Source organism: Mesorhizobium sp. BR-1-1-10, assembly GCF_020165595.1.
Lineage (GTDB): Bacteria > Pseudomonadota > Alphaproteobacteria > Rhizobiales > Rhizobiaceae > Mesorhizobium > Mesorhizobium australicum.
The window spans coordinates 30,726-57,077 of record NZ_JAIUIL010000013.1 but is presented as its reverse complement, the minus strand read 5'-3'; the positions used below and the strand labels follow the sequence as shown (position 1 = coordinate 57,077).

26 protein-coding genes and 1 tRNA gene are annotated in these 26,352 nt (G+C 64.2%); 11 read left to right on the top strand and 16 right to left on the bottom strand.

Going from position 1 to position 26,352, the window contains the following annotated elements; translation table 11 throughout:
- Positions 1–158: 158 nt before the first annotated feature.
- Genes LB555_RS24790 through LB555_RS24780 form a run of 3 tightly spaced genes read right to left on the bottom strand, consistent with a single transcriptional unit; the run spans position 159 to position 2,795 of the window.
- Complete coding sequence (locus tag LB555_RS24790) at positions 159–1,049, bottom strand: HlyC/CorC family transporter (RefSeq protein WP_141906886.1); 891 nt, start codon at positions 1,047–1,049, stop codon at positions 159–161.
- 1 nt (position 1,050) lies between these two features.
- Complete coding sequence (aroB, locus tag LB555_RS24785; RefSeq protein ID WP_224684017.1) at positions 1,051–2,187, bottom strand: 3-dehydroquinate synthase; 1,137 nt, start codon at positions 2,185–2,187, stop codon at positions 1,051–1,053.
- Positions 2,184–2,795 carry a shikimate kinase gene (locus tag LB555_RS24780; protein WP_224684016.1) on the bottom strand — a complete coding sequence of 204 codons (612 nt, stop codon included), beginning with the start codon at positions 2,793–2,795 and terminating at the stop codon, positions 2,184–2,186. Before LB555_RS24780 ends, aroB begins: the two co-directional genes overlap by 4 nt.
- Positions 2,796–3,006: 211 nt before the next feature.
- Between LB555_RS24780 and LB555_RS24775 the strand changes: the two genes are divergently transcribed.
- The 5 genes from LB555_RS24775 to LB555_RS24755 all read left to right on the top strand — a co-directional run bounded on the left by LB555_RS24775 (position 3,007) and on the right by LB555_RS24755 (position 6,990).
- A complete protein-coding gene (locus tag LB555_RS24775; protein ID WP_015315495.1) occupies positions 3,007–3,159 on the top strand; it encodes a hypothetical protein in 153 nt (50 codons plus the stop codon).
- Between the two features lie 36 nt (positions 3,160–3,195).
- Entirely contained in the window at positions 3,196–4,113 is a 918-nt protein-coding gene (locus LB555_RS24770) for a site-specific tyrosine recombinase XerD (protein ID WP_224684015.1), read from the top strand.
- A 98-nt stretch (positions 4,114–4,211) separates the two neighbouring features.
- Positions 4,212–5,162 (top strand): acetyl-CoA carboxylase carboxyltransferase subunit alpha, encoded by a 951-nt coding sequence (locus LB555_RS24765; RefSeq protein WP_140616795.1) that lies wholly within the window; start codon positions 4,212–4,214, stop codon positions 5,160–5,162.
- Between the two features lie 243 nt (positions 5,163–5,405).
- The gene (locus tag LB555_RS24760) at positions 5,406–6,737 is read left to right on the top strand and encodes a murein L,D-transpeptidase family protein (protein ID WP_140874938.1); all 1,332 of its coding nucleotides are present in this window, start codon (positions 5,406–5,408) and stop codon (positions 6,735–6,737) included.
- Positions 6,738–6,747: 10 nt separating this feature from the next.
- Positions 6,748–6,990 carry a sulfurtransferase TusA family protein gene (locus tag LB555_RS24755; protein WP_015315491.1) on the top strand — a complete coding sequence of 81 codons (243 nt, stop codon included), beginning with the start codon at positions 6,748–6,750 and terminating at the stop codon, positions 6,988–6,990.
- A 4-nt stretch (positions 6,991–6,994) separates the two neighbouring features.
- On the opposite strand, the gene LB555_RS24750 is transcribed toward LB555_RS24755, so the two are convergent.
- Entirely contained in the window at positions 6,995–8,089 is a 1,095-nt protein-coding gene (locus tag LB555_RS24750; RefSeq protein WP_224684014.1) for a CobW family GTP-binding protein, read from the bottom strand.
- Between the two features lie 67 nt (positions 8,090–8,156).
- A complete protein-coding gene (locus LB555_RS24745) occupies positions 8,157–9,323 on the bottom strand; it encodes a D-alanyl-D-alanine carboxypeptidase family protein (RefSeq protein ID WP_224684013.1) in 1,167 nt (388 codons plus the stop codon).
- A gap of 237 nt (positions 9,324–9,560) precedes the next feature.
- On the opposite strand from LB555_RS24745, the gene LB555_RS24740 reads away from it, so the two are divergent.
- On the top strand, positions 9,561–10,724 hold the full coding sequence (locus LB555_RS24740) for a M20 aminoacylase family protein (RefSeq protein WP_140616792.1): 1,164 nt from the start codon (positions 9,561–9,563) through the stop codon (positions 10,722–10,724).
- Between the two features lie 86 nt (positions 10,725–10,810).
- Positions 10,811–10,887, top strand: a tRNA-Arg gene (locus LB555_RS24735).
- A 64-nt stretch (positions 10,888–10,951) separates the two neighbouring features.
- Here LB555_RS24735 and LB555_RS24730 read toward each other — a convergent pair.
- Entirely contained in the window at positions 10,952–11,842 is an 891-nt protein-coding gene (locus LB555_RS24730; protein WP_224684012.1) for a LysR family transcriptional regulator, read from the bottom strand.
- A 103-nt stretch (positions 11,843–11,945) separates the two neighbouring features.
- On the opposite strand from LB555_RS24730, the gene LB555_RS24725 reads away from it, so the two are divergent.
- Positions 11,946–12,815, top strand: coding sequence for an SDR family oxidoreductase (locus LB555_RS24725; RefSeq protein ID WP_015315486.1), 870 nt, complete (start codon positions 11,946–11,948; stop codon positions 12,813–12,815).
- Between the two features lie 60 nt (positions 12,816–12,875).
- Here the strand turns inward: LB555_RS24725 and LB555_RS24720 are convergent, their stop codons facing one another.
- The 9 genes from LB555_RS24720 to LB555_RS24680 form a co-directional block, all read right to left on the bottom strand.
- Positions 12,876–13,760 (bottom strand): MBL fold metallo-hydrolase, encoded by an 885-nt coding sequence (locus LB555_RS24720; RefSeq protein WP_224684011.1) that lies wholly within the window; start codon positions 13,758–13,760, stop codon positions 12,876–12,878.
- A 203-nt stretch (positions 13,761–13,963) separates the two neighbouring features.
- Positions 13,964–14,434, bottom strand: coding sequence for a DUF2231 domain-containing protein (locus tag LB555_RS24715; protein ID WP_015315484.1), 471 nt, complete (start codon positions 14,432–14,434; stop codon positions 13,964–13,966).
- 267 nt (positions 14,435–14,701) lie between these two features.
- Complete coding sequence (locus LB555_RS24710) at positions 14,702–15,055, bottom strand: cupin domain-containing protein (RefSeq protein ID WP_015315483.1); 354 nt, start codon at positions 15,053–15,055, stop codon at positions 14,702–14,704.
- A gap of 125 nt (positions 15,056–15,180) precedes the next feature.
- Entirely contained in the window at positions 15,181–16,074 is an 894-nt protein-coding gene (locus LB555_RS24705; RefSeq protein WP_224684010.1) for a sugar phosphate isomerase/epimerase family protein, read from the bottom strand.
- Positions 16,075–16,185: 111 nt separating this feature from the next.
- Positions 16,186–17,124 carry an ABC transporter substrate-binding protein gene (locus LB555_RS24700; protein ID WP_015315481.1) on the bottom strand — a complete coding sequence of 313 codons (939 nt, stop codon included), beginning with the start codon at positions 17,122–17,124 and terminating at the stop codon, positions 16,186–16,188.
- An 80-nt stretch (positions 17,125–17,204) separates the two neighbouring features.
- Complete coding sequence (locus LB555_RS24695) at positions 17,205–18,203, bottom strand: ABC transporter permease subunit (RefSeq protein WP_140712807.1); 999 nt, start codon at positions 18,201–18,203, stop codon at positions 17,205–17,207.
- Positions 18,200–19,744, bottom strand: coding sequence for a sugar ABC transporter ATP-binding protein (locus tag LB555_RS24690; protein ID WP_140616788.1), 1,545 nt, complete (start codon positions 19,742–19,744; stop codon positions 18,200–18,202). The genes LB555_RS24695 and LB555_RS24690 overlap by 4 nt, the downstream gene beginning before the upstream one ends.
- Positions 19,741–21,120 carry an FGGY-family carbohydrate kinase gene (locus LB555_RS24685; RefSeq protein ID WP_224526430.1) on the bottom strand — a complete coding sequence of 460 codons (1,380 nt, stop codon included), beginning with the start codon at positions 21,118–21,120 and terminating at the stop codon, positions 19,741–19,743. The genes LB555_RS24690 and LB555_RS24685 overlap by 4 nt, the downstream gene beginning before the upstream one ends.
- Entirely contained in the window at positions 21,117–21,899 is a 783-nt protein-coding gene (locus LB555_RS24680) for a DeoR/GlpR family DNA-binding transcription regulator (RefSeq protein ID WP_015315477.1), read from the bottom strand. Before LB555_RS24680 ends, LB555_RS24685 begins: the two co-directional genes overlap by 4 nt.
- Positions 21,900–22,078: 179 nt before the next feature.
- Here LB555_RS24680 and LB555_RS24675 point away from each other — a divergent pair, with 179 nt between their 5' ends.
- Genes LB555_RS24675 through LB555_RS24665 form a run of 3 tightly spaced genes read left to right on the top strand, consistent with a single transcriptional unit; the run spans position 22,079 to position 25,257 of the window.
- Positions 22,079–23,119 (top strand): class II aldolase/adducin family protein, encoded by a 1,041-nt coding sequence (locus LB555_RS24675; protein WP_224684009.1) that lies wholly within the window; start codon positions 22,079–22,081, stop codon positions 23,117–23,119.
- A 15-nt stretch (positions 23,120–23,134) separates the two neighbouring features.
- On the top strand, positions 23,135–24,409 hold the full coding sequence (locus tag LB555_RS24670; RefSeq protein WP_224684008.1) for an FGGY-family carbohydrate kinase: 1,275 nt from the start codon (positions 23,135–23,137) through the stop codon (positions 24,407–24,409).
- Positions 24,406–25,257: a TIGR01459 family HAD-type hydrolase gene (locus LB555_RS24665; RefSeq protein WP_015315474.1), complete on the top strand. Its 852-nt coding sequence runs from the start codon at positions 24,406–24,408 to the stop codon at positions 25,255–25,257. The genes LB555_RS24670 and LB555_RS24665 overlap by 4 nt, the downstream gene beginning before the upstream one ends.
- Here LB555_RS24665 and LB555_RS24660 read toward each other — a convergent pair.
- Entirely contained in the window at positions 25,244–26,263 is a 1,020-nt protein-coding gene (locus tag LB555_RS24660) for a sugar-binding transcriptional regulator (RefSeq protein WP_051041246.1), read from the bottom strand. The genes LB555_RS24665 and LB555_RS24660 overlap by 14 nt on opposite strands.
- Positions 26,264–26,352: the final 89 nt, after the last annotated feature.

Below are 26,352 nucleotides of genomic sequence, written 5' to 3'. Positions count from 1 at the left end.
CGAAGAATGCATCCCGGCGGGCGGGAGTTCCAACGAAGGATTGGCAAGGCGACGGCTCGATGGCAATTCCAGGAAAAGTGCGCAGCGGTTTCCCGTCTGGAATTGCGTAAGAACAAAGAGTTAGAGCGGCTCGGAGATCCTACCAACACTGAAACGCTTTAACTGTCGCCGGCCGGCCGGATCCTGACCCTGGCAATCCGGTTCTTGTCGCGTTTCATGACGACGAAGCGCTTGCCGTGGAAGGTAAAAGCCTGCTTCTCCTCGGGGATCGATTGCGCCTCGTGGATGACGAGGCCGGCGATGGTCGTCGCCTCTTCGTCCGGCAGGTTCCAGTCGAGCGCCCGGTTGAGGTCGCGGATCGGCACCGTGCCTTCGACGACGACGGAGCCGTCCGCCTCCTGCTTGACGCCCTGGATGTCGACATCGTGCTCGTCGGCGATCTCGCCGACAATCTCCTCGATAATGTCCTCCAGCGTCACCAGCCCTTCGACCTCACCATATTCATCGACGACGACGGCAAAATGCGTCTTGCGGCGCAGGAAGGCGTTGAGCTGTTCCTGCAAAGTCGTGGTGTCGGGCACGAACCACGGTTTTGACGCGATCTTCATCACGTCGATCCGCGAGAAATCATTGCCGACTTCGTTCAGCGCGCGCAGCAGATCCTTGGCGTGCAGCACGCCGACGATGTTGTCGAGTGAACCTTTCCAAAGCGGCATGCGGGTGTGCGGGCTCTGCAGGATCTCGCGCACCACCGCTTCCGGCGCATTGTCGGCATTGACCGAGCGCATATTCGTGCGGTGGACCATGACGTCGGAAACTTCGAGCTCTTCGAGGTCGAACAGGCCGCCGACGCGGTCGCGATCCTCACGCACCACCTGGCCGTCGCGGCGAAAATCGTCGACCGCGCCGCGCAACTCGTCCTGGCTCGACCGCTGCGGCTCGATGCGCGACAGTTCATAGCCGAACATGGCAAGCAGGCGGGTGCGCACGGCAACGACCAGGATGACGAGGATGGCAAGAACGGCGAAGACGACCCAGCCAGTGTCCATCTCAGCCGGCTTTCCCGTTGCCTGGATGGTTTTCCCTGAGGAACGCCAGCACTTCCGAGGCCGGCACATCCTTGGCGATGAAGGCCTCGCCGATGCCGCGCGTCAGAATGAAGGTCAGCGCGCCGCGCGACACTTTCTTGTCCTGCGTGATGAATGAAAGCAGCGCATCCGCATCGGGCAAGTCGCCCGGAATGTCGGCCATCCGCCACGGCAGCCCGACGGCACGCAGATGCGCCTCGACGCGGGCCGCGTCGTCGGGGCTGGCGAGATTGAGCCGAGAGGAGAACCGGTACGCCAGCGCCATGCCGATGGCGACCCCCTCGCCGTGGACGAGGCGCGTCCCGTCATACTGCGTGGCGGCTTCGAGCGCGTGCCCGAACGTATGGCCGAGGTTGAGCAGAGCGCGGTCGCCGGTCTCGAACTCGTCGCTGGCAACGACATCGGCCTTGGCACGGCAGGCTTCGGCAATGGCCTCGACCCGCTCCGGTCCGCCGGCGAACACCTTTTCCCAATTCGTTTCCAGCCAGGCGAAGAAATCCGGCCGGTCGATCAGCCCGTATTTGGCAAGCTCGGCATAGCCGGCGCGAAATTCGCGGATCGGCAGCGTGTCGAGCACTTCGGTATCGGCCAGCACCAGCTTGGGCTGGAGGAAGACGCCGACGAGGTTCTTGCCGCGCGGGCTGTTGATGCCGGTCTTGCCGCCGACCGAGGAATCGACCTGCGCCAGAAGCGATGTCGGAACCTGCACGAAATTCATGCCACGCCGCACGATCCCGGCGGCAAAACCGGTGAGATCGCCGATGACGCCGCCGCCAAGCGCGATGACGACGTCGCCGCGCTCCAGCCTGGCGGCCAGGACGCCGTCGACCACCGCCTCGAGATGGGCAAAGCTCTTGGTCTTCTCGCCGGGCGGCATCGTAATGATCGCGGGCTGGATGCCACTCTTCTCGAGCCCGGTCCTCAGCGTATCGAGATGCGCGGCGGCGACGTTCTCGTCGGTCACCACAGCGGCGCGCGTGCCCGGCAGCCGGCGCGAAATCTCAGCGCCGGCACGCGACAGCAGGCCGGAGCCGATCAATATGTCGTAGGCGCGGTCGCCCAGACCGACTTCGACTGTGACTGGCTGATCCGCGCTCATGATTCGACCTCGCCCGTCGCGGCTATCGCATCGATGCCGAAATGCAGGCAGAGCGCCTCGATTACCTCGGCCGCGATGACCTCCTTGCGATCGTCGCGGGTCGGCACGGTGACGTCAGAGGTCGCATAGACCGGATAGCGTTCCGCCATCAGCCGCTCCAGCACGGCGCGGGGATCGGCGCTTTTCAAGAGCGGCCGGTTCTGCTTTTTGGAAACGCGGTCCATCAGAAGGTCGAGCTCGGCCTTCAGCCAAACCGAGACACCGTGCGCGGCGACGGCCTCGCGCGTCTGCGCATTCATGAAGGCACCGCCGCCGGTCGACAAAACCTGCGGGCCGTTTTCCAGCACGCGCAGGATGACACGCTGTTCCAGGGCCCTGAACTCGGTTTCGCCATAGCGCTCGAACAGCTCCGGAACCGTCATCCGCGACACGCTTTCGATCTCCTGGTCGCTGTCGATGAAGGGCAGCGAAAGCATGGTCGCCACCTTGCGGCCGATCGCCGTCTTGCCGGCGCCCATCAGCCCGACAAAGACGATGGACCGGCTGCCCAGCCGGCCAAGCAGCGCGGCATGGGTCTCGCCTGGGGAATTTGCCTGTAGCGCGTTCATCGGCTGCTTCTTTGGGCCTCTTTGCCGGCGTATCGACATGAAAAGCCGGTTTGCGTCAAGCGTGCCAAGTGCGATGGGCCGATATGGACAGAGCGACGCTTGCATCGGAAGTTGCTAACAGGGGTCCGCTTCTTCCTTGAATTGGCCGGATTGGCGTCCCATAAGGGCACAGGGTTTGGAAACGCAGAACAAGAAGACGGGCGAGAACTGAATGCCGACACTGTTTCGCTTTGTCGTGACCCTCGCGATTCTGGCCGGCATTGCCTATGGTACGATGTTCGCGCTGGTGATGTTCGTCGAGCCGAAAAAAGCCGAGATGAGCGTGCGTATTCCGCCGGAAAAGCTCAATCCGAAGAAAAACTGAACCCCAAGAAGACCGACTCGGAACCGCCTCAAGGACATGAACAGCGCCGCTCGCATCGAGGCCTTCCTGGAAATGATGAGCGCCGAGCGGGGAGCGGCGGAGAACACGCTTTCCTCCTATCGCCGCGATCTCGAGGATGCTTCCGGCGGGATCGGTGGCGGACTTGCCCGCGCCGGCGCCGCCGACATCAGGGCCTATCTCGACGATATCGCCGCGCGCGGCTTCGCGCCGACCTCGCAGGCGCGCAAACTGTCGGCGATCCGCCAGTTCTTCAAGTTCCTCTACGCCGAGGGCCTGCGCGCGGATGACCCCACCGGCACGCTGGACAGCCCGAAAAAAGGCCGTCCGCTGCCCAAGACGATGAGCGAGGCCGAAACCGGCCGGCTGATCGATCGCGCCGCGCAGGAAGCCGGCGATGACGGGCTCGGTCACGCCGACAGGCTGGCGGCCTTGCGCCTGCATGCGCTGGTCGAAGTGCTCTACGCCACCGGACTGCGCGTTTCCGAGCTGGTCGGCCTGCCGGTGACAGTGGCGCAGCGCGACGATCGTTTCTTCATGGTACGCGGCAAGGGCGACAAGGAACGCATGGTGCCGCTGTCGGCCAAGGCGCGTGCGGCGATGCGGAGCTGGCTTGACGCCCGGGCCAAGCTGCCCGCTTTCGCCAACAGCCCGTTCCTGTTTCCGGCGGCATCCGACAGCGGCTATCTCTCGCGCCAGGTCTTTGCCCGTGACCTGAAAGGATTGGCCGCGCGCGCCGGCATCGCCTCGGCCAAGATCTCGCCGCATGTGCTGCGCCATGCTTTCGCCAGCCATCTCCTGCAGAACGGCGCCGACCTGAGAGCCGTTCAGCAACTGCTTGGCCATGCCGACATATCGACGACACAGATTTACACCCATGTGCTGGAAGAGCGGCTGGTGCGGCTGGTCAACGATCATCATCCGCTTGCCGACTAGGCCTCATATCGCTATGTGAGGACGACATTTCACCGCCCGGAGCCTTGGTTTCAACGGTTCCGCGGTCATTGCCTTCCGACGTATCGGTCCGCCCAAGCATGTACAATTACCTCGATTTCGAAAAGCCGGTGCAGGATCTTGAGCTCAAGATCCTCGAGCTCAAGAAGCTTGCCGAGAACGGCGAGGCGGTCGATGTCGCCGATGAGATCACCAGGCTCGAGAAGCGCTCGCGCGACGCGCTGCGCGAACTCTACAAGGCGCTGACGCCGTGGCAGAAGGTGCAGGTGGCGCGCCACTCCGACCGGCCGCACTGCATCGACTACATCAAGGGCCTGTTCAGCGACTTCACGCCACTCGCCGGCGACCGCAATTTCGGCGAGGACCAGGCGATCGTCGGCGGCTTTGCCCGTTTCCGCGGCGAGCCCATCGCGATTCTCGGCCAGGAAAAGGGTTCGGACACGGCGAGCCGCCTGAAGCACAATTTCGGTTCGGTGCGCCCCGAAGGCTATCGCAAGGCGGTGCGGCTGATGGAACTGGCCGACCGTTTCAAGATCCCGCTTTTGACACTGGTCGACACGGCCGGCGCCTATCCCGGCGTTGGCGCCGAGGAGCGCGGCCAGGCCGAAGCCATTGCCCGATCGACCTCGGCCTGCCTTGGCCTGAAAGTACCGTCCATCTCGGTGGTCATCGGCGAAGGCGGTTCGGGCGGCGCCATCGCGATTGCCACCGCCAACCGCGTCTACATGCTCGAACACGCCATCTATTCGGTGATTTCGCCCGAGGGTGCCGCCTCCATCCTGTGGCGCGACACGACGCGCTCCAAGGACGCGGCGACCAACATGAAGATCACCGCGCAGGATCTTTTGGAACTGAAGGTCATCGACGCCATCATCCCCGAGCCGATGGGCGGCGCCCAGCGCGCGCCCGAAACGGTGATTGCCGCGACCGGCGATCTCATCGCCAAGACGATGAAGGAATTCGCCGGCGCCAACATCGATTTCCGCGAACAGCGCCGCGAGAAATACCTGGCGATGGGCCGCAGCCTCTGACGCCGCTTGGGCGGCGGAACAGGGCTGACGGAAGCTGTCTGTCCACCCCAAATGTGGCGGCGATGAGCAGTTTCGCCACAAAAATGCCGCCCCATTCGGTTCAATGAAATCACCGCGGGAGATTGGCCGAGCCTTGCGGTAAGGAATTTTCAAGGTTAACGGGCTTAGGGTCCGTCAGTGTTCAGCATGCGGGTGTGGCCGTTTCGAAGCCATTGGCCCGAAAGAAAAGACATAGCCTTATCCATGTTTGCCAAGCTTGCTCGTACTGGAGTTCTTGCCGCCTCGATTGCCGTCGCGGGCTGTAACGATTCGTCGATGAAGGACTTTGCCCCGGAAGCCAACAAGCCGCTGCCCGACAAGATCCTTGCCGATATGAGAGCCAAGGGCATGGTCCGCACCTCTTCGGTAATGGCGCGCATCTTCAAGGAAGAAGGCAAGCTCGAGATCTGGAAGGCCAAGACCAACGGTCGCTACGACATGGTGGCGAGCTACGACATCTGCAAATGGTCGGGCAAGCTCGGGCCGAAATACACCGAAGGCGACCGCCAGGCGCCGGAAGGTTTTTACACGGTTCGCCCGTCGCAGATGAATCCGCGCTCGAATTACCATCTGTCGTTCAACATCGGCTTTCCCAACGCCTATGATCGTGCCAATGGCCGCACCGGCCAGAACCTGATGGTCCATGGCGCCTGCTCTTCATCGGGCTGCTATTCGATGACCGACGCCCAGATCGAGCAGATCTACGCCTTCGGCCGCGACGCCTTCCAGGGTGGCCAGACCGAGTTCCAGATCCAGGCTTTTCCGTTCCGCATGACCGCCGCCAACATGGCGCGCTACCGCAACGACCCGAATTACGAATTCTGGAAGATGCTCAAGGTCGGCTACGACAATTTCGAGGTCACCAAGGTGCCACCGAAAGTCGACGTCTGCGAGAAGCGCTACGTCTTCAACCAGGTCGCTCCCGATGGGCAGACCTTCAATCCGACCGGCCCCTGCCCGGCGACCACGCAGCCGGATTCGCTTAAGAGCGCCTATAACGCCTATCAAAGCACCTATGACGCGGCCTTCAATAGCGCGCTCAAGGCCAGCGTGCCGCCACCCAAGCCGACGATTGCCGGCATCAAGGAAGCCAGCATCGTCTCCGACTGGTCCAAGCGCCGGGCGCGTGGCGAGCGCGTGCCGATCGATCCGCCGTCGCTCAACACCGACGGTTCGGTCACCGAGACGGCGCGCATGGGCCGCATCGATTCGCCCGCCGGTCGCAAGATGGCCGCGCTCGAGGCCGAAAAGGCCGCCAAGGAGAAGGCCGAGCGAGAGCGGGTGGCGGCCATAGAAGCGGCAAAAGCGGCGAAGGAGGCCGCCAAGGCGCAAGCGTTGGCCGAAAAGGAAGCTGCCAAGGCGCAAGCCGTGGCTGCGAAGGAAGCGGCCAAGGCCGCCAAGGAAGCTCCGGTTGCCACCGCGACCATCGCGGCTCCGGCGGAGGCCGCGCCGGCAGCCGAGACGCAGGCTGCGAGCGCCGACGAAAGCCGGGTTACGAAGCTGAAGAACAAGCTGCTCGGCATGTTCGGCGGCTGAGGTTTTCACCTTGGCCGAACTGATAGCTATCTACGACCTCAAGGGGCTGAACTGCCCTTTGCCGGTCCTCAAGGCGAAAAAGCGCCTGGCCGGGATGCAGCCCGGCAGCAGGCTCTGGCTCGAAACCACCGACCCTCTGGCTGTTATCGATATTCCTGCCTTCTGCGCCGACAGCGGACATCAATTGATCGAGACGGCGGCGATGTCCGGAGGCCATCGCTTTCTGGTCGAACGCGGCGAATACCAATCGTAGGAGGCTAACGTCCGGCGATCGCCAGCGGATTGTTTTCCAGCGCCGCGCGGTCGGGCGTGTCGACCGACGGCCGGTTGGTGAAGGCGGCGAACAGCCGGCGCACATAGTCTTCCGGCATGTCGAGCGTAATCAGCACCAGCCGCGTGCCGCGCTGGCTGTCCGGCCAGAACGGCAATCGCACCGGCGGATGCAGGATCTTCTGGACGCCATGCACGACCAAGGGCCGCAACGGATCCTCCTGCAATTCGATGACGCCCTTCATCCGCAGCAGGTGCTCGCCATGTGTGGAACGCAGGAGATCGAGGAACATCTCGATGGCTGAAAACGGCACCGGCCCGTCATGCACCAGCGAATGGGTTTTTACGCGCTGATCGTGGCGATGGGCATGGTCATGCCCTTCATGGTCATGGTGGTGGTGATCATGCGCGGCTTCTTCGCCGAGCCAGCGCCGCACGTCGGCGGACTTGGTCGCAGGATTGTAGAGACCGCAGTCGAACAATGCGGCCACCCCGGTTTTCGTCTCCCCGGCATCGAGCAGTCGCGCCCAAGGATTGATCTGCCGCAACCGCGCCCTTAGCATGGCGAGGTCTCCGTGATCGGTGGCCAGATCGGCCTTGGAGAGCACGATGCGGTCGGCCACGGCGACCTGCTTGACCGCCTCGACATGCGCATCGAGCGTAGCATTGCCGTTGACCGAATCCACCAGGGTGATGACGCCGTCGAGCCGAAAGGCCTGGACCAGCGCCGGATGGGCCATGATCGACTGCAGCACCGGCGCCGGGTCGGCCAATCCCGTGGTCTCGACGATGACGCGGCCAAGCCGGGCGATACGGCCGGTCTGCAGCCGGTCGACCAGGTCGGCCAGCGTGTCGACAAGTTCGCCGCGCACCGTGCAGCACAGACAGCCGTCGGAAAGCTGGATGATGCCGTCGGAGGCCTGCTCGACCAGCAGATGGTCGATCGCCACCTCACCGAACTCGTTGATGATGACCGCGGTGTCGGCGAGCGCCGGATCCTTAAGGAGCCGGTTGAGCAAAGTCGTCTTGCCGGCGCCGAGAAAGCCGGTCAGCACCGAGACTGGGATCGGGAAACCGCTCATCTGGTTGTGTCTTCTAATTTGAGCATGATCTCTCGCGAAAGCCGGATTTCACTTTTTGGATCCTGCTCTAATTCGCGGCCTTGGCCGGCTGGTCGCCTTGGGCGGCGGCACCCACGACTTTCGGGCCCGTGCCGGCGGGTACCGGCTTGTCGGGCCGCCAGGTCGGGATTGGCACGTCGGCATATTCCTGCGCGCCCTCGTCAAGGATCGCCTTCGGCGCCGGACCCGTGGCGCCGCCAAGGCCGACGGCAACCAGTGTAGGCACATGGTCGAGCTTCTCCCGATAGGGCGATTTAGGCTGGTCCTTGGCGGCGGCCGGCGGCGGCGCCTCGGACTGCTCCGCCTTCCTCTTCTTCTTGCAGACTTCGTCATGCATGTCGTTGGGCGAGATCAGATCACCGTAGGGAGCGAGCGTGGTGACGGTGGTGGACCCGGCGGCAGGTGCGTCAAAGCCCTGATCGAGCAATTTGGCCGCGGCTTCGGCGCGGCTGACCGCCGACTTCTCGCCAAGCACGACCGCCACCAGCGTACGTCCGTTGCGGGTCGCCGACCCGATCATGTTGAAGCCCGACGGGCAGACAAAGCCGGTCTTCATGCCGTCGGCGCCGGGATACCGGCCGATCAGGAGATTGTAGTTCGGAATGGCCCTATTGCCGACCGCGAGCCCCTCGATCGAGAACCACGGCGCATATTGCGGGAACTCGCGGCGGATCGCCATCACCAGGATCGAAAGGTCGCGTGCCGTCGTGTACTGGTCGGGCGAGTAAAGGCCGTTCGGGTTGACGAAATGGGTGCCGTTCATGCCGAGCCTGGCCGCCTCGGCATTCATCCTTTCAGCGAAGGCGGCCTGCGAGCCGCCGACATTCTCGCCGACCGCCATGGCGATGTCGTTGGCCGACTTGACCAGCATCATCTTCAGCGCATTGTCGAGCCGCATCACCGAGCCGGGCTTGAAACCCATCTTGCTTGGCGGTTCGCCGGCGGAATGTTTGGTCACCTTGATCGGCGAATCGAGCTGGACTTCTCCGGCCGCGATCGCCCGGAAGGTCACATAGGCGGTCATCAGCTTGCTGAGCGAGGCCGGATACCAGCGCTTGAAGGCATCCTGGTGCTGCAGGATCTGGCCGCTCTTCAGGTCGAAGACCACCACCGGATTGGCCAGCGCTGGCCCAGCCAGGACGGACAGCATGATTGCGCCAGCCGGGAATAGTTTGAGGAAATGCCTGTACCGCATGATCGAATCCGAAATCGCCTCTTGCCCTGATTGCCCCTGGCTCCGTAAGATTTCATTACGTGACCGCCAGCATAAGGATCCGACCCTCAAAAACCGGACCGCATTATTGCGGTGCTATTTACCCTATGTGACGCCAACATGGCAAAGCGCCTGACAATCACAATTGCAAGGCACCCCGGGCCCAATTGCAAACCACCAGGCTGAAGCCGGCTGCACCAACAACGAAATGGAACCATCATGCCAATCCTCAACCGCGCCGCCGAAATGCAGGACGAAGTCGCCGGCTGGCGACGGCATTTGCACCAGACGCCAGAACTGAACTTCGATGTCTTCAAGACGGCGGCCTTCGTCACCGAAAAGCTGAAAGAGTTCGGCTGCGACGATGTGGTGACCGGCCTCGGCAAGACGGGCGTCGTCGGCATCATTCGCGGCCGTCAGGGGGAAGGTCGCACAATCGGATTGCGCGCCGACATGGATGCACTGCCGCTCAAGGAGATCACCGGCAAGCCCTACGCGTCCACCGTTCCGGGCAAGATGCATGCCTGCGGCCATGACGGCCACACCGCGATGCTGCTCGGTGCGGCGAAATATCTCGCCGAGACGCGCAATTTCACGGGCTCCGTGGCGGTGATTTTCCAGCCGGCCGAAGAAGGCGGCGGCGGCGGCAACGAGATGGTCAAGGACGGCATGATGGAGCGTTTCGACATCGCTAAAGTGTTCGGCATGCACAACATGCCCGGCCTGCCGGTCGGCCAGTTCGCCATCCGTCCGGGCCCGATCATGGCGGCGACGGCCGAATTCACCATCACCGTGAAAGGCCGGGGCGGCCATGCGGCGATGCCGCACGGCACCATCGATCCGATCGTCATCACCAGCCAGTTGGTCGGCGCCTTGCAGACGATCGCCTCGCGCAGCACCGATCCGGTCGAGGCGGTGGTGGTCTCGGTGACCAAGTTCCACGCCGGCGACGCCTACAACATCATCCCGGAATCGGCCGAGATCGCCGGCACCGTGCGCACGCTGAAGAAGGAAGTGGCCAGGAAATCGGAAGAGCGTATCCGCGCCATCTGCGCGGGACTTGCCACCGCCTATGGCGCGACGATCGAGGTCGACTACGACGCGAACTACCCAGTGACGTTCAATCATGCGGATGAGACGGTCTTCGCCAGCGATGTGGCCGCCGACGTGGCGGGCGATGCCCAGGTGCACCGCGAGATCCAGCCGGTGATGGGCGGCGAGGATTTCTCCTACATGCTGGAAGCCCGGCCTGGAGCCTTCATCTTCATCGGCAATGGCGAGACCGCCGGTCTCCACAATCCGGCCTACGACTTCAACGACGAAGCCATCCCGCACGGCATGAGCTATTGGGTGAAACTGGCGGAGACGGCGCTAGCCGCCTGAGGCCGGTCTTATAAAGCGCCGGCCGAATTGCGTTCGGCCGGCCCTCTTGGCGAAACGATCCGAAGCGGCTATGTGTCGGGCCGCGTGGTCCCGTAGCTCAGTAGGATAGAGCGGCAGATTCCTAATCTGTAGGTCACAGGTTCGATTCCTGTCGGGATCACCATGCTTTCAATTTTACGATGGCTACGTGCAGTAAGCTGCCCGGTTGGCGACCCGCTTTCTACACGTCACTTGCCGACATAGGCGGCCAATTCATCGGGCGTCCCGATCGGGAATGCCTGCTTGAGGTAATCGAGGAACGCGGACACCCTAGCGCTTAGCAGCCGCCTGGACGGGTAGAGCGCCCACAAGGTGATGTCGCCTCCCTCGACATCACCCCAATGGATCAGCGAGCCGTCGGCTATGTCGTGACTGACAAGCGACACGGGGAGGCGGCCCGCACCGACCCCCGCTCGCACCGCACCCCGGACCATGATCAGCGATGACAGGGTCAGAACTGGCTGGATCGCGATAGTTGCCCGGCCAGTGGGCGTCTTCACGGCCCAGATCGGTCGATCGCCGGCCGTGCGCACGACCGCGGGAGCGGGGTGGTGTCCGGGCGGCCGCGCGAGGTCAGGGCTTGCCACGACCACCAGCCGATCGCGCAGGAAGACTCGTCCGACAAGGCTGTCATCCGGATCGGGATTGACCCTGATCACCAGATCAAATCCCTCCTCGATCATGTCGACGGAGCGGTCTTCCGTCGACACATCGAGCCTCACTTCCGGATACTTCAGCGCGAACCCGGCGGCGATCTTTCCCATCGCGGTCTGCGAAAAAACCAGTGGCGCGCTGATCCGCAACCTGCCTCGCGGCCTTTCACCTCCCGAGGAGATCGCTGCGGCTGTCTCGTCGAGTTCGGTAAGCAGCCGACCCGCACGTTCGTACAGCGCGCGTCCTTCCTCCGTCAGCTTGAGCATGCGTGCGCCGCGTTCGAACAGGCGCAGACCAAGGCTGGCCTCAAGCTCCGCGACCCGACGCGACAGCGTCGCCTTAGGGCGAGCGGCAGCGCGGGCGGCACGCCCGAAGCCGCCGTGGCGCGCCACGATGACGAAATCAGCGAGAGCAACCAGATCCATGTGTTCCACCAGTGATACGCTGCGTTCAAATATCACACCTATTGGCCCATGTGTGAACCACTCATATTGGGGTCGTCAAGCAACCCAACTCGGAGAAACAATCATGACTATCCTCGTTACCGGCGCCACTGGCCGTGTCGGCCGCCAAGTCGTCCAGCAGCTCGTCAAGCGCGGCGCCGATGTGCGCGTCCTCGTTCGCGACATCTCGAAGGCTGACTTTCCGGCCATTGTAGAGGTCGTGCAAGGCGAACTGCTCGACATCGACGCGCTGCGCAAAGCGTTTGCCGGCGTCAACACACTGTTCCTGCTCAACGCGGTGTCGGGGGACGAATTCACCCAGGCGCTCATCACCCTGAACATTGCCCGCGAGTCGGGCGTCGAGCGGGTTGTCTACCTGTCGGTGATCCACAGCGATCGTTTCGTCAACGTGCCGCATTTCGCCGTGAAGTCCGGCGCGGAGCGGATGATCGAACAGATGGGCTTCAGCGCCACTATCCTGCGCCCGGCCTACTTCATCGACAATGAACTCATGATCAAGGATGTCATCTTCAACCATGGCGTCTATCCGATGCCGATCGGAGCCAAGGGCATCGCCATGGTCGACGCCCGCGACATTGCCGAGGTCGCAGCCGTCGAGCTGGTCCGTCGTGACCAGGCCCCGGGCAAGCTGCCGATCGAAATCATCAATCTGGTCGGCCCCGATACGCTGACTGGCTCGGATGTAGCGGCGATCTGGTCGGATGTCCTGGGCCGCCCGATTGCCTATGGCGGCGATGATCCTACCGGGTTCGAGCAGAATCTGGCGAACATCATGCCCAAGTGGATGGCCTATGAAATGCGCCTGATGGCCGAGCGCTATGTCGCCGACGGCATGCTTCCTGGGGCCGGCGACGTCGAGCGTTTGACAGGGATCCTGGGCCGCCCGCTGCACTCCTATCGCAACTTCGCGACTGAGCTTGCAGCATCGGTCTGAGGCCAACCGCATTCGCGCTCAGCCTCAAGCAGCTGGTAGTTCTATGGCTGGAATCAATCCCTACTTGGGCTTGTCGCTCGGCGTCCATTTGAAGTGGTCGCCGTCTTTCTCGATCTGCCCAATACCGGGGAACGGAAAGTGCGGTGCGAAGATCATCTCGTGGTCCTTGGCCAGCGTGGCCAAGGTCTTGGCCCTGTTCTGCTCACCTTCCGGCTTGTCGCCGTCGAACGCCACGGCCCAGTCCGGCTTGGCGAGCGAGATGATTGAGCTGTGCACCGTGTCGCCGATATCGAACAGCCGTTCTTTTCCGGACTTTATCTGATAGCCGACATGGCCGGGTGTGTGTCCCTTGAGCGCCACCGAGGTGATGCCAGGCGCGACCTCGGCGCCGGCCTTGAACGGTTTCACATGGTCGGCAATGACCTTGACGAGATCGGCCGCATCCTTGTTGGACTTGGCAAAATCCCACTCCACGTCAGACATCCTTATCGTGGCGTTGGGAAAAGCCAGTTTGTCGTCCTTGACCAGCCCTCCAATGTGGTCGGGATGAGAATGGGTGATCAATATCTCGCTGACGTCAGCGGGTTTGATGCCGGCCTTGGCCAGGCTGTCCTGCAGCGCGCCGCCGACACCCGTGTCGATCAACACGACACTGGTCTTCGATTTGACCAGTAGGGCGTCGACGCTCAGCGTGATGGTATCGGTCGGCGCTCCCGCCGCCTTGAGCAGTTCGCCGACTTCCGCGGGGCTGTGATCGAGGCCGAAGGTCTTGCCGTCGTTGGGCTTGACGAACTGGGCGTCGTGCAGGGCGACGATGTCGAGTGTGCCAAGTTTGAATGACTTGGCATCCGGCTGCTGCGCCGGCATCTGCGCCATTGCCAGCCCCTGATGGAGCAGCACCAAAGTCGTTGTGGCCAACAGCCTGGTGGAATTGAACCTTGTCATGCGGGTATCCTCTGGCCGCGGAGGCGCGACCGTACCGGGAAGACAGCTGGTGCGGCGGACAATTCCGGGGTTGGCCGATCACAAATTCGCTAGGGATATAGGGCACGGTCCGGCAATGGCGACCCGTCGCCGATAGCCCCTTCCTGGGACGGCTCGGCAGGCTGGGCATGGCGCATAGCCCAGAGGGCCCTATTCGTCCGCGCTCAGTGTCGGCTCACTTCGCCTGGACCATCGGCGACGCCCACGCGATGACGGTAGACCATTTCCCAGCCCTTCCAGCCCGTGAACAGAAGAATGAGAACCACGATCAGCGAGAGGACCAGGCCGGTGGGTACCACCGCCGTCTCGCCATGGGCATAGCGAGAGTACCAGTTGTAGAGTTCGATCAGGACGACGAGCACATTGCCGCCGGCGTGGAGCCACGCGTCACGCAAATTGCGGATTTGAACATCGCCAAGGACATCGGTCAGCCCGGCAAGAGCTGCCAAGGCGGCCATTATCAGGCCAGCCCCAAGCAGCCAGAGACTGGCGCTCACCCATCCCGGATTGCCTGTTCGCCAGAAGATCAGGTCGCAAACGAAGGTGGCGACGAAGAAAGCGATCGGGAAAGGGATCAGCATGGGATGGATCGGGTGGCCGCCAATGCTTGCCGTGCTTTGCGGGTTGCGGGCCATGGTAATGCCTCCAAAGGCAGTCGCGCGCGACTGCGGTGCATCTCTGAAAGACAGTGTGACGTAAAACGCCGGCTGCAGCTGAATGTTCCACAACCCAAAGCGGCAGAGCTCCGAAGCGGAAAGGCGCGCGGGAACAAACCGGTCAGGTGGCGGAGCTGGTTGAGTGAAGTCGTGGGCGGATAGCTTGCCGCAATAGGCGCAAAGCAATCCGTACTTACCCGCCATGGCGAATCATGGCGGGCTTGCTTCGGCTGTGATCGGGCCGGCTCAGCCGACCCGCACGACAAAATGCTTGGTCACCGGCTCGATGATCTTCCAGGTGCCCTTGAAATCGGCTTCCACCACGAAGGCGTCGCCGGGGCCGACCTCGACCGGCGTGCCGCCGTCGGGCGTGATGATGATGCGGCCGGCGATCATGTGCACGAACTCATAATCGGTGTAGGTCGCATGATAAGTGCCGGGCGACGCACGCCAGGTTCCCGATATCACCTTGCCATCCGAAGTCGTGTGCTGGACGGCGGTCTGCATGGTCGGTTGGCCCTCGACCGCGATCCAGCCAGGCAGATCGCCAGCTTCCGCGTGCTCGACCGCGCCGAATTTCAGGATGGTCTTGTTCGTCATGCCGGGCTCCGTTTGCTTCATGTGTGCTGCGGGTCGGATAGCCGATGCACATGACGGGGGCAATGCCGTGCCATGCGAAACAGGCACGGCCGCACATTCGGGCTGACCGGCGCGAGCTGGAGTGGTTATGGCTTGTGCCGTGCCGAGACCAGCTCTGCCTTGCGTTGCGCCGTTTCCAGCCCAAGGCCGATGAAGGCACGCGCGTGCTTGGCGAGCGCCATGTTGTCGGTCCACAGATTGCGCCAGATCGCCGTCTTCTTCGACAGGTTCTCGTCGACAATCTCCGAGGAGAAGGATTCGAAGCTGAGATCGTCGGCATAGCCGATTGCGGTCAGCGCATCGAAAATCCCCGCGAAATCGATGTTGCCGGTGCCGAGGAAGCCGCGATGGCTTTCGCCGATATGGACATAGCCGATCTTGGCCGCGGCGTGGCGGATGGCGAGCCCGACATCGGCTTCCTCGATGTTCATGTGGAACGTGTCGAGATGCAGGAAGATGTTGTCCGACCCGGTGTCCTCGATGAAGGCCAACCCTTGCGCGGCGGTGTTGAGCAGGTTGCTTTCGAAGCGGTTGACGATTTCGAGGTTGAGCGTGACGCCGGCTGCCTTCGCCGTCTCGGCGACCTTTGCCAGCGTTGCCGCGCTGCGGTTCCATTGATCGCGTGTCGGTGCCTCGATCTGCAAGCCATGGCTGGTCGAAAGAATGCCGGCGACCTTGCTGCCGCCAAGGTCGCGCGTCAGCGCGACGGTGTCGCTGAGGATCTCGACGCCGCGCGTGGCGATCGCCTTGTCGGCGCTCGAAATATCGCCGTCACCAGGCAATCCGATGCTGATCGCGACGCCGAGACCAAGATCGGCGATGCGTTTGGCAAGCCCGTCAATATCGACATTGGCGGGGTCGAGATAAGAGAATTCGATCAGGTCGAAACCGGCCTCCCTGGTATTGGCCAGCGTGCGTTCGAGTTCGCCCTGCGCCGAGCTTGCCGACCAGACGAAGGAATGGATTCCGATGCGCGACATGATCGTCTCCGGTTAAAGCAATTCTCCGTCCGGAATTGCGTAAAACAAAGAGTTAAGCGGCGAGGAGAATGGTGCGGCCGGATCGCGCCGGCCGCACCGGCCTTGGGAGGCTTAGCGGGCCGCGGTCCAGCCCTTGTAGTCCTTCAGGTTCTCGGCCGTGATCAGCTTCGGGTCGAGCAGTACGGTGGCCTCGGCCGGCTTCTTGCCGGCGAGCAGGTCGGCCGCCATGGTGAGCGACTGGCCGGCCATCACATAGGGATCCTGCGAGGCCGAGGCCTTGATCATCGATTTGCCGGAAGAAAGTTCCTTCTCGATATCCGGCGCGCCGTCGACCGCGGTGAAGATGAACTCCGAACGGTTGAGCTGCTTGGCGGCGAGCTCCGCGCCGATCGCCGTCGGATCGTTGATTGCGAACACCGCGTCGATCTTGTCGAAACGGGTGAGCAGCGACTGGAACACTTTCAAGCCGCCATCGCGGGAGCCTTCGGCGTTCTGGTCGTCGGACAGGATCTTGATGTCGGGATGCTGGGCAAGCACGTTCTTGCAGCCTTTCACCCGTTCCAGGATCGACGACGACGCCGGCCCGTTGAGGATGACGTAGTCGCCCTTGCCGCCGGTGTGGTCGACCAGGTATTGGCAGGCTTCCTCGCCGGCCTTGACGTTGTTGGTCATCACCGTGACGTCGGCACCGGGCGCCGAAACGTCGAAGGCCGCGACGATGATGCCGGCGGCCTGCGCCTTCTTCACCGCCGGAGCGATCGCCTTGGCATCGACCGCGTTCAGCATGATCACGTCGACGCCGGCGGCGATGAAGGAATCGACCTGCGAGACCTGCTTGTTGAGGTCGTAGTCGGCCGATACCGACGTCACCTCGACCTTCGGATTGATCTTCCTGGCCGCGTCCTCGATGCCCTTGATGGTGGCGACAAAGAAGGGGTTGCCGAGCAGGCCGACCGAGATGCCGACCTTGTTGAGGTCCTTGGCCGATGCCGGCGCGATGGCGACGGCCGCAAGGGCGGCGCCGCAGAGCAGTTTGGCGATGGTCTTCATTACGCTTACTTCCTCCTGATGCCCCGCGCCTCTCACGGTGCGTTACACAAGCCGGTCGTTGATGCCGGCGACTAGGTCACTCACGTTCTTGCCCCTGCCTGGAGCCGGTAGCGGTCGAGGGCGACCGCCACGATGATGACCAATCCCTTGATGATGTACTGCCAGATGTCAGAGACACCGGCCAAGATGAGGCCGTTGGAGAGCACCGCGATGATCAGGCCGCCGATCAGCGTGCCCCAGATCGAGCCGACGCCGCCGACGAAACTGGTGCCGCCGAGAATGACGGCGGCGATGGCGTCGAGTTCGTAGCTTTGCCCGAGCTGCAGGCCGTTGGCGGCGTAGAGCCTTGCCGCCGACATGGCGCCGCCAAGGCCGGCCAGCAGGCCGGAAACGCCATAGACGAAGAGCAGCACCAGCGGCACCTTGATGCCGGTCAGTCGAGCTGCCTCGGCGTTGCCGCCGACGGCATAAATCCAGGTGCCGAGCACCGTCCGCTTCAGCACCAGCCAGGACAGCACCACCACCGACAGGGCAATGACGACGAGCCAGGGAATGCCGAGTACCGAGCCGTTGCCGATGAAGTCGAACGGCAGGTCGGAGTTGAACACCGTCGTGTCCTGCCCGAGCAGGCGGGCAATGCCGCGCACGGCTGTCAGCGAACCCAGCGTGACGATAAACGGCGGAAGCCTGATATAGGCGATGAGCAGCCCGTTGATGAGCCCGAAGCCGAGCCCCGCCAGAATGGCCGCCGGCACGCCGAGCAGGCCCCAGTCCGGCACCAGCGACACCAGCACCGCCACCATCGCGGCCGCCGCGAGGATAGAGCCGACCGACAGGTCGATGCCGCCGGTCAGGATGACGAATGTCATGCCGGCGGCAAGCACGATGTTGATCGACGATTGCTGCGTGACGATGAGCAGGTTGGTGCCGGTGAGGAAGCGCGGGTTGATGAACTGGAAGCCGGCCGCCAGCAGCACCAGCACGGGCAGCATGCCAAGGGCGGCAAGCGTGGTGCGCAGCCGCCGGCTCCTGACCGCCGCCTGATCCGCACTCTTCGTCGCGGTCGTCCTGTCTGTCATCGCTGAGACGCTCCCGTCGCAAGTTCCATGATCGCTTCCTGACGAAGCGGCTCGCCTTCGGATGCCGTCACCTCGCCTGATATGGCGCCGTCGCGCATCACCAGCACGCGGTCGGCGACGCCGATCACCTCGGGCAATTCGCTTGATATCATCAGGATGGCGATGCCCCGGTTGGCGAGATTGTCGATCAGCCGATAGATTTCCGACTTGGCCCCGACATCGACGCCGCGGGTCGGCTCGTCGAGGATGACGACCTTCGGCTCGGTCTCCAGAAGGCGCGCGAGCAGCACCTTCTGCTGGTTGCCGCCCGACAGCGAGCCGGCATTGGCCTGCGCCGAGTTGGTGCGGATCGACAGGTCGGCGATGGCCTTTGCCGCACGCCTGTCGGCGGCCGTGAAATCGCGAAGGCCGCCGGCTCGCGCGTCCCTGACAAGTACGCCCATGCTGATGTTGTCCGAAATGGACATATCGAGGAACAGGCCGAGTTCCTTGCGGTCCTCGGTGAGGTAAGCGATGCCGGCATCGAGCGCCTCGCGCGGCGAGCCGATGGTTATGGGCTTGCCATCGAGCTCCATCGTGCCGGCGCTGCGTTTGTCGGCGCCGAAGATCAGCCGGGCAAGCTCCGTGCGGCCCGAGCCGACGAGGCCGGCCAATGCCAGCACCTCGCCGTGATGAAGATCGAACGAACAGTTCTTCAGCAGATGCGCGTCGGACATGCCGCGCACCGAGAGCGCGATGGCGCGTTTTCCGTCTGGAGGGCGATGATCCTTCTTGTAAAAGGCGGAAAGATCGCGGCCGACCATCATCGACACTAGGCGCGAGGCATTGAGGTCGGCGCGCTCGAGCGTACCGACATAGCCGCTGTCGCGCAGCACGCTGACGCGGTCGGCAAGTTGGTAGACCTCTTCCATGCGATGGCTGATGTAGATGATGGCGATGCCTTGCGCCTTCAGCGTCGCGATCACCTCGAAAAGGCGGTCGGTCTCGCGCGAGGTCAGCGATGTGGTCGGCTCGTCCATGACGATGATGCGCGCATTGGTCGACAGCGCCCGTGCGATCTCGACCAGTTGGCGCTCGCCGAGCGACAGGCCGGAGACCAGCGCACGCGCCGAGAACGAGACACCCAGCCGATCGACGATCTCTGCGGCGCGCCGGTTGCACTGGTCGCGGTCGACGATGCCGAAGCGGCGCGGTTCGTTGCCGAGGAAGATGTTCTGCGCCACCGTCAGGTTCGGCGCCAGCGACAGTTCCTGATAGATCACCGCGATGCCGGCGGCACGCGCCTTGATCGGATCGCCCGTCGCGGCGGGCGCGCCATCGATCAGGATCTCGCCGCCGGGATCCGGCCGATAGGCGCCGGACAGCACCTTCATCAGCGTCGACTTGCCGGCGCCGTTCTCGCCCATCAGCGCATGCAGTTCGCCGGCGTGGACGCTGAGCGAGACGTCCTGCAGGGCACGGATCGCGCCGAAGGTCTTCGAGATGTGGCGCATCTCCAGCACCGGCTGGCGCGCCGCTAGCGTCCGCACCGCCGCGCTCATCGTGCACCACCCGCCGCCTTGGCGGCGGCACCATGCCCGGCAATGAGATCGCGCCAGGCGTCGCGATAGCCGGCAAGCCCGCCGAATCGCGTCGCCTGCACCGGCTCCGGCGGCTCGGCGGCGAAGTCGCGCCCCACGCTCTCGAAGGCGAGCGCGGCGGCACCCGTGGCGCTGCCTTCGAGCGAAGCACCTTGCAGGAAACCCTGGCCGGGACGCAGCTGCGCCAGCAGCCCGGCGAGCAAGCCGCCAGTGTTCAGCCCGCCATCGACGATGACGGTATTGTCGGAATGGATGAGGTCGAGGCAGAGATCGATCATCAGCGCCACATAGAGCAGCGCCACGGCAGCGCGTTCACCGGCATCGGGCGTGCGCCCGGCCAACCGGCCGGGGCGATCCGGCATCGGCCCGCCCGCCGCGAAGCTCGGAAGCGCCATGAGGCCGGCATCGATCGCCTGTTGGATCGAGCGATGCGGGATCGCGCCTTGCCAGTCGCAGCTTATGACGGCGAATTCGCGCCCGCCCATGAAGCGGATGGTCGGCACTGGACCACCGTCGACATCGACATTGACCAGCATGTCGCGCTCACGGTCGAGCGCTTCGAGCGGACAGTCGGGGTTGAGCACGACGACCCAGGTGCCGGTCGACACGACAGTCAGCGGGCCGAGCTCCTGGCGTCGATAGGCATGCAGCGCCGCATTGGAGTCGTGAACGCCGTTGTGGATGGCGACCGGGCGCCCGGCACCACCGAAGCGCTGCTCGCCGATGACGGCGCCGGCACGTTCGAAAGCCGGCATCTGGCCACGCCAGCCCTCGGCGTCGACCAGCGAGGAGAAATCACGTTTGCGCGGGGCCCACAAATGCGAATGGCAGCCGAGATAGGAGACCTCGCAGACCGGCCGGCCGCCAAGGCGCCAGCTCCAGTATTGGGGATAGCCGAGGATCCATTTCGCCGCCGCGAACGCGTCGGGATCGACTTCCTGCAGCCATAGCATGTGACGGCCATAGTTGAAGCCGAGCGGCAGGCGGGGAGAGAACGTCTCGCCGAAATCCGGGATGCGGCGGTCGATCCGCGCGGCAATTTCGGCCGGTGGCTCCTGTTCGTAGTCGAGGATCGGATGGGTCAGCGCCTTGTCGTCGACAAGAGCGAAGGTACAGCCATGGCCCGACACCATCACCCCTTCGACACCATGGTTTTCGACCGCGTCGGCGACGGCACCGAACGCCCAGTTATGGAGGGCGGCCTCGTCGAGCACGCTGAAGCCGCCTTGGCGCGCCCATTTCGGTTGCGTCCGGCGCTCGTCGAGAATGCGTCCGTCCTGGCCGAAGACGAACAGCTTCGAATTGGTCTTGCCGAAGTCGAGCACCGCCACGTTCACGCGAGGGCTCCCGAGGTTGAAGCGATCCGCACCATGACGCCGGCATCCTCCAGCATGCGCGCATCGGCATCGGAGAGCCCGTCATCGGTCACCAGCGTGCCGATGCGCGACAGCGGCAGCGCGACGTTGCGCGCGTGGATCGACAGCTTGCGGCTGTCGGCCAGCACCACGATCTGGTCGGCGCACAGGCTGAGCTCGACGATGGACCGCACCAGCAGCGGATGCGATTCCAGCAGCCCTTCCTGGTTGAGCCCCTGTGTGCCGAGAAAGAATTTCGAGGCATAGAAGGACGTCGCCTGGGTCGGCGAATGGATGATGCCGGGTTCACGGTGCAGGTCGCCGCCGGCAACCGTCAGGCTGCAATGGCCATGGTCGCTGAGATAGGCCGCGAGCGGCATCGAATTGGTGTAGAGCCGGATGTTGCGGTCGGCGAGCTTGACGCCGAGATGGAAGCAGGTCGAGCCGCCATGGACGATGACCGCGTCGCCATCGCGCACCATGGTCGCGGCGACCGCCGCGATCTGCCGTTTGGCTTCGACGGCAAGGTCGCGGTTCTCGTCATAGGGCCGGGCATAGGCGACGCCCGCATGCGAGGCGCCATCGAGCGCCGAAATGCCGCCATAGACCTTGCGGGCCTCACCGGCCTCGTCGATCCGGTCGATATCGCGCCTGACCGTCGCCGCCGAAACGCCGAGCCGCTCCTGCAACTCGCGCACGGAGGCAAACGGGCGATCCCGCAGCAATTCGACGATCTGACGCTGGCGGCCGAGGTCGCTCAACCTTTCCTCCCTGACGCCATTTCTATGGCAATTGGTGCAACTTACTCAACATTAGTTGGATTGCAAGCTGCTTTTGACGATAGTAGATCACTATTGACGCAGATCACTCACATCTGCGATACCAACGCCAACACCGGTCCCGACGACGGGATTTTGTGCAAGCGTTGGAGAAAAGGGCCATGGCAACCCAAGCTGATGCACAGGAACTGGCCGCCTTGCGGGCGCTTTCGGCCAGCATCGGGCTGAACCCGCATATGACGCAGGCGGCGGGCGGAAACACCTCGCTGAAGGCCGGCGACACGCTGTGGATCAAGGCTTCGGGCACCTGGCTGAAGGACGCGCTCAGCGACGACATCATGGTGCCGGTGGCGATGGCGCCGTTGCTGGAGGCCGTCGACCGGCGCGACCCGGCCGCCGACAAGCCACAGGCTTTCGCCATCGAAGACCTCAATCCGCGTGGCCTGCGTCCGTCGATCGAGACCACGGTGCATGCCTTGATGCCGCAACGCGTGGTTCTGCACGTCCACTGCGTCGACACGATTTCGCTGGCCGTGCAAGCCGATGGCGAGGCCGAGGTCGCCAAGCGGCTGGGCGGCATCGAATGGGCCTGGGTGCCCTATTTCCGGCCGGGCCTGCCGCTCGCCCGTGGCATTGCCGAGAGATTGCGACCCGGCGTCGACGTACTGATCCTTGGCAATCACGGACTGGTGGTCGCCGCGGAAACCGTCCCCGACGCACAGGCCTTGCTGCACCGCGTCCGGTCGCTGCTGGCGCGGCCGGCGCGCGCGACCGCCGCACCCGACATCGCCGCCCTGACGACGCTAGCCGGCGACTACCGGTTACCGGCGGATATCGAAGCGCATGCTGTCGCGATCGATGCGGAAAGCCTGCACATGGCCGAGGCCGGCAGCCTCTATCCGGACCATGTCATATTCCTTGGCCAGGGCTCGGTCCTGGCGAGGCCGGGCGAGGACGTGGCCGGCGTCGTCGCGCGCCTCGGCGCGGCGCCCGCGGCCATCCTGTTTCCCGGCGCCGGCGTGCTGATGCGCGGCGACGCCAGCGCCGGTGCCGACGCCATGCAGCGTTGCCTGGCCGACGTGACCGCGCGCGTGGATGGCAAGGCGCGGCTGAACTATCTCACGGCCGCCGAGAATGACGAACTGGTCAACTGGGACGCCGAGCAGTATCGCCAGAAGCTCAACGCCGCCGGCACGGCCTGACAAGGAACGGACGACATGACGCCACTTGTCGTCGGCATCGACATCGGCACCTCCGGCGCCCGAGCGGTCGCCATGCGCCAGGATTTTTCCATTGCCGCCCAATCCGCCGTGCCTCTCGACAGGTTCGGCCCGAACCCTCGCGATCCCCGGACATGGTGGCAAGCGGTCCAGGCGGCGCTGGCCGGGCTGCTTTCAAGCATAGACCGTGCCACGGTCCGCGCCATCGCCGTCGACGGCACATCGGGCACGCTGCTGCCGGTCGACACTGATGGGCGGCCCCTGGCCGAGCCGCTGATGTACAACGACAAGGTCGATGACGGAGACATCCTGGCCATTGTCGCCCGCGAGGCGCCGGAAACGAGCGCCGCCCACGGGCCGACTTCAGGCCTCGCCAAGGCGCTCCGATTCCAGCGTCTGCCTGGCGCGGCGGCCGTGCTGCACCAGGCCGACTGGATCGCCGGCAACCTGTCCGGACGCTTCGACGTCAGCGACGAGAACAATGCGCTCAAGACCGGCTATGACGTCGAGGCCCGCCGCTGGCCGGATTGGATCGCGGCCACCGGCATGCGCATGAATTTACTGCCTGATGTCGTCGAGCCGGGCGAGGTCAGCGGCACGCTTACCACGGCCGCCGCCGCGCTTTTCGGCCTGCCGCGCGATGTGGTTGTGGTTGCCGGCACCACGGACGGCTGCGCCTCATTCCTGGCGACGGGCGCTACGGCAGCCGGCGACGGCGTCACCGCATTGGGTTCCTCGCTGACCATCAAGATCCTGTCCGACCGGCCGATCTCGGCGCCGCGCTTCGGCATCTACAGCCATCGTCTTGGCGACACCTGGCTGGCCGGCGGCGCATCGAATTCCGGTGGCAAGGTGCTGGCGCGGCATTTTCCGCTCGCGCGCATCATCGAGCTCAGTGCCATGATCGATCCCGCGACCGAGACCGGCCTCGACTACTATCCGCTTGGGACGACTGGCGAACGGTTCCCCATCGCCGATCCGGCGCTCCCCCCGCGCCTCGTCCCGCGCCCGGCGGATGATGCCGACTATCTCAAGGCGATGTTCGAAGGCATGGCCGCGATCGAAGCGCTCGGCTATCGCCGGCTTGGCGAGCTCGGCGCGCCGGCGCTGACTTCGGTGCGCAGCGTCGGCGGCGGCGCGGCAAATCCGGCGTGGAGCGCGATCCGGCAGCGTAAGCTCGGCGTTGCGTTCTTGCCGGCTTTGTCGGACGAGGCCGCTGCCGGAGCGGCGCGCCTGGCGTTGAAGGGTGCGAACGAGGCGGGGCTGCTATGAGCGGGAAACTGGCTGAACGCCTCGACGGCATCGGACCGCTGGAGGAGCGCTACCAGGTCTTCCTGGTCGACCAGTTCGGCGTGCTGCATGACGGCTCGGCCCCCTATCCCGGTGCGGTGGTGGCCTTGGCGGCACTGAAGCGCGCCGGAAAGACCGTGGTGCTGGTCTCCAACTCCGGCAGGCGCGCCAAGCCCAACGAAGACCGTTTGCTGAGGCTCGGCTTCGAGCCCGGAAGCTGGGATCATTTCGTTTCCTCCGGCGAGGTGGCGTGGCGATCCTTCCACGAAATGGCGGCGACCGGAGCGTTGCGCCCCGGCACGAACTGCCTGTTGATCAGCCGCGATAATGACCGCACAGCGATCGAGGGCCTGCCTTTTGTATTGACCGGAACCGGCGATACCGCCAACCTGGTACTGATCGCGGCCAGCGAGGGCGACCGCTACGACCTCGAGCATTATCGCCGCTTGCTGGCCCCGGCGGCGGCGCGAAAAGTGCCATGCTTCTGCACCAATCCCGACAAGATCATGCTGACGGCGGTCGGGCCCCGCTTCGGCGCCGGCGAGATCGCCGATCTTTACGAGAGCCTGGGCGGCAGCGTCACCCGCATCGGCAAGCCCGGCCCGGCGATCTTCGAAGCGGCGCTCGCGCTCGCCGGCGAACCAAAGCGCGGCAGCGTGGTCTGCGTCGGCGACAGCGTCGAACACGATATTGCAGGCGGCAATGGCGTCGGCATCGCGACGGCACTGGTGATGGGTGGGATATTGGCCGACACGCCTGACCTCGCCGCTGTCTTCGATGAGCATAAGGCCTGGCCGGACTATACGATGGGGTCCTTCAGCTTTCGCTGACCGCCGCCAGAATCCGCCTTGCACTCTCCTCGTCGGTGATCAGGATTGTGGGCGCAATCAGGTTCATTGCGCCGAGCAGGGCGTCGGTCTTCTCCGCGCCGCCGGAGGTCAGAATGCGGATTGGCGCCTTGCGCAGCCGGTCGACATCCACCGACATCACATGGTTGTTGACGGGATGGTCGACCAGATCGCCATTGCGGTCGTAGAAGTGGAACAGGAGGTCCCCGACGGCGCCGCGCGCCAGCAGCGCCTCCCGGTCCGCTTCCCTGAGGAAGCCGCCGCGCGAGAAGGTGGTGGCCGAAGCGATCCCGCCGACACTCAGCAGAACGGCGTCGAGCGCGTCGGCCATTTCAAAAACCTCCTGCAGGCCGCAGCGTTCGATCAGCGCGATCTTGGTCTCGACGCTGTCGACGACGGCTGGCGTCGGCATCAGATAGCCGTCGCCCTGGAAGATCTGGGCGAAGCGCCAGGCGAACTCGGCCGGGTTGACCCGGCGCGCGACGCCGACGCCGCCAAGCAGCGAAATCACCTTGAAATCGGTCAGCGATTTGGCGCTGATGAACGGCAAGGTGTGGAACAGCGTATTGCCCCAGCCGACACCGACCTGCATGCCGGATTTCATAGCGTCGGACAGGAACATGCCGGTCTTGGCGGCTATTGCCGGGATCGGATCGGCACTGGCCGCCGTCAGCGGCGCCACCAGCGCCTGCTGGAGGCCGAAGGTCTTTTCCAGCGCGCGCTCCAGCCGCACGATCTCTAGAAGCTCGCTCTCGATGGTGATCTTGACCTCGTTGCGCGACCGCGCCTCCGCCAGCATGCGCACGATGGTGACGCGGCCGACGCCGAGCACATCGGCGATCTCGTTCTGCGTCATCTGCTCGACGAAATACATCCAGGCGGCGCGGATCCTGAGGCGGTCCGTGCGGCTCTCGCTGACGATCTGCTCGGTCGCTTCCGCTCCTGCCCGCCTTTCGTCGGTCCGCCTTTCCTCGGGCCGTCTTTCCACGATTTGTCGTCCCCTGGCCAATCATCCCTCCCCCGCGGCGGACGAGTGCGCCGTCGCCGATTCTGCATGCTGGTCTAGTATCGCCTATT

What these genes read in the sequence shown, in the direction of transcription:
- LB555_RS24790 (WP_141906886.1), bottom strand. Translation starts at nt 1,049, where the DNA reads ATGGACACTGGCTGGGTCGTCTTCGCCGTTCTTGCCATCCTCGTCATC.
- aroB (WP_224684017.1), bottom strand. Translation starts at nt 2,187, where the DNA reads ATGAGCGCGGATCAGCCAGTCACAGTCGAAGTCGGTCTGGGCGACCGC.
- LB555_RS24780 (WP_224684016.1), bottom strand. Translation starts at nt 2,795, where the DNA reads ATGAACGCGCTACAGGCAAATTCCCCAGGCGAGACCCATGCCGCGCTG.
- LB555_RS24775 (WP_015315495.1), top strand. Translation starts at nt 3,007, where the DNA reads ATGCCGACACTGTTTCGCTTTGTCGTGACCCTCGCGATTCTGGCCGGC.
- LB555_RS24770 (WP_224684015.1), top strand. Translation starts at nt 3,196, where the DNA reads ATGAACAGCGCCGCTCGCATCGAGGCCTTCCTGGAAATGATGAGCGCC.
- LB555_RS24765 (WP_140616795.1), top strand. Translation starts at nt 4,212, where the DNA reads ATGTACAATTACCTCGATTTCGAAAAGCCGGTGCAGGATCTTGAGCTC.
- LB555_RS24760 (WP_140874938.1), top strand. Translation starts at nt 5,406, where the DNA reads ATGTTTGCCAAGCTTGCTCGTACTGGAGTTCTTGCCGCCTCGATTGCC.
- LB555_RS24750 (WP_224684014.1), bottom strand. Translation starts at nt 8,089, where the DNA reads ATGAGCGGTTTCCCGATCCCAGTCTCGGTGCTGACCGGCTTTCTCGGC.
- LB555_RS24745 (WP_224684013.1), bottom strand. Translation starts at nt 9,323, where the DNA reads ATGCGGTACAGGCATTTCCTCAAACTATTCCCGGCTGGCGCAATCATG.
- LB555_RS24740 (WP_140616792.1), top strand. Translation starts at nt 9,561, where the DNA reads ATGCCAATCCTCAACCGCGCCGCCGAAATGCAGGACGAAGTCGCCGGC.
- LB555_RS24730 (WP_224684012.1), bottom strand. Translation starts at nt 11,842, where the DNA reads ATGGATCTGGTTGCTCTCGCTGATTTCGTCATCGTGGCGCGCCACGGC.
- LB555_RS24725 (WP_015315486.1), top strand. Translation starts at nt 11,946, where the DNA reads ATGACTATCCTCGTTACCGGCGCCACTGGCCGTGTCGGCCGCCAAGTC.
- LB555_RS24720 (WP_224684011.1), bottom strand. Translation starts at nt 13,760, where the DNA reads ATGACAAGGTTCAATTCCACCAGGCTGTTGGCCACAACGACTTTGGTG.
- LB555_RS24715 (WP_015315484.1), bottom strand. Translation starts at nt 14,434, where the DNA reads ATGGCCCGCAACCCGCAAAGCACGGCAAGCATTGGCGGCCACCCGATC.
- LB555_RS24710 (WP_015315483.1), bottom strand. Translation starts at nt 15,055, where the DNA reads ATGACGAACAAGACCATCCTGAAATTCGGCGCGGTCGAGCACGCGGAA.
- LB555_RS24705 (WP_224684010.1), bottom strand. Translation starts at nt 16,074, where the DNA reads ATGTCGCGCATCGGAATCCATTCCTTCGTCTGGTCGGCAAGCTCGGCG.
- LB555_RS24700 (WP_015315481.1), bottom strand. Translation starts at nt 17,124, where the DNA reads ATGAAGACCATCGCCAAACTGCTCTGCGGCGCCGCCCTTGCGGCCGTC.
- LB555_RS24695 (WP_140712807.1), bottom strand. Translation starts at nt 18,203, where the DNA reads ATGACAGACAGGACGACCGCGACGAAGAGTGCGGATCAGGCGGCGGTC.
- LB555_RS24690 (WP_140616788.1), bottom strand. Translation starts at nt 19,744, where the DNA reads ATGAGCGCGGCGGTGCGGACGCTAGCGGCGCGCCAGCCGGTGCTGGAG.
- LB555_RS24675 (WP_224684009.1), top strand. Translation starts at nt 22,079, where the DNA reads ATGGCAACCCAAGCTGATGCACAGGAACTGGCCGCCTTGCGGGCGCTT.
- LB555_RS24670 (WP_224684008.1), top strand. Translation starts at nt 23,135, where the DNA reads ATGACGCCACTTGTCGTCGGCATCGACATCGGCACCTCCGGCGCCCGA.
- LB555_RS24665 (WP_015315474.1), top strand. Translation starts at nt 24,406, where the DNA reads ATGAGCGGGAAACTGGCTGAACGCCTCGACGGCATCGGACCGCTGGAG.